This is a genomic window from Angustibacter sp. Root456, from assembly GCF_001426435.1.
Lineage (GTDB): Bacteria > Actinomycetota > Actinomycetes > Actinomycetales > Angustibacteraceae > Angustibacter.
In genome coordinates this window covers 444441-446068 of sequence record NZ_LMER01000001.1, presented here as the reverse complement: position 1 = coordinate 446068, position 1628 = coordinate 444441, and the positions used below count along the sequence as shown (strand labels likewise).

The 1628-nt window shown below is 73.3% G+C and carries 1 protein-coding gene; it reads left to right on the top strand.

Annotated features, from left to right (window positions below):
• Positions 1 to 108 precede the first annotated feature (108 nt).
• The coding region (locus ASD06_RS02125) for an alkaline phosphatase family protein (protein ID WP_082537594.1) at positions 109 to 1628 on the top strand (1520 nt) is incomplete at its 3' end.

Sequence of the window (1628 nt, the reverse complement as noted above, 5' to 3'; positions counted from 1 at the left end):
GTGCACTTCGGATCCGAAGTGCACGCCTGGGCTCGTTCCCGCGTGCACTTCGGACCCGAAGTGCACGCGTGGGGGTGGACGGCGAGGGGCGCCCTCTAGGGTGCACCCGTGAGCGTCGAGCCCCTGCCACCGTCCGATCTGGCCGCCGTGCGCGAGCGCGCCGTCGCCGCCCTGACCGCCCCTGACCTCGCGCACGTCGTCGACCTCGTGGCGTGGTGCGAGGGGGACGCCGACGCGCGGGTCGCTCTGGTCGCGAACCACCGCGGTCGCGTGCGTCTGCACGCCGACGGACGCCATGAGGTCCTGAGCGGCGACGACCCGGTCGCCGATGAGGACCCCATGGCGTTCCTGCCCTACGAGCGCGAGGCCGCGGATCCCTCACCGCCCAACGAGCGCAACGCCTACCCGTACGCCTACGACCGGCTCGTGTCGCTGTTCGCCGACCCCACGCGCAGCCCGGATCTCGCCGTCGTGCACACGCCGGGGCACTTCTTCCCCGACGAGGGCGGTCACCACGGCGAGCACGGGTCGCTCGACGTCATCCAGTCCCGCGCTCCGCTGCTGCTGTCGGGCGCGGGCGTCCAGGCGCGGGGCGCCGTCGACGAACATGCCCGGCTGGTGGACGTCGGCCCCACCATGGCGCTGGCCGCAGGCGTGTCGCTCGACGCCCTGCTGGACGCCGACGGCCGTCCGCTCGACGGGCGTCCGCTCACGCAGTACGTCGCGTCCGGCCGCCACAAGGTCGTCGGCATCCTCTGGGACGGCGCCCACTGCGGTGATCTGCTGCACCTCGCCGAGTCCGGCGACCTTCCCGCGGTCGCCCGCCTCGTGGCGAACGGCGTCGCGCTGCGGGGCGGGGCGGTGGCGCACTTCCCGAGCGTGACCCTCACCAACCACACCTCGATCCTCACCGGTGTCGGCCCCGGACGACACGGCGTGCTCGGCAACGTGTTCTTCGACCGCGCCACCGGTGAGCGGGTGGTCCCGAACGACGCGACCACCTGGCACCGCAGCAGCGAGTGGCTGCGGCCCGGCGTCCGGACGGTCTTCGAGCTGGTGCACGACGCCGTTCCCGCCCGGCTCGACGGCTCGCCGCGCACCGCCAGCGTCGACGAGGCGATCGACCGCGGCGCCGACTACTCGACGATGGCCGTGATTCGGGCCAGTGGCACGAGCATGGGCTCGGGTGACCTCGACAACCTGCTGCCGGACCCGTTCGCCTCGCGTTTTGTGGGCACCCTGGACCACCTGCGGGACGAGTACTTCCACTGGGGTTCGCAGGTCGACGACCTCGGCCTGCAGCAGGTGCTGCAGCTGTGGGAGTCGCCGGTGACGGCGCCCGACCTCACGTGGTGGGCGAACGTCGTCACCGACGCCGGGCACCACGGCGGCGGTCCGCGCTCAGTGATCGCGCGCGACGCGCTACGCGACGCCGACCGGCGGTTGTCGGCGTTCCTCGACCACCTCGACCGGCTCGGCGTCACCAGCGACGTGACCTTCGTGCTGACGGCCGACCACGGCTTCGAGGGCGCCGACCCGGCGTGCACGGGGTCGTGGCGTCCGGCGCTCGACGCGCTCGGCGTGCCCTACCGCGACGAGGGGCCTGGCTTCGTCTACCTCGGCGGCAC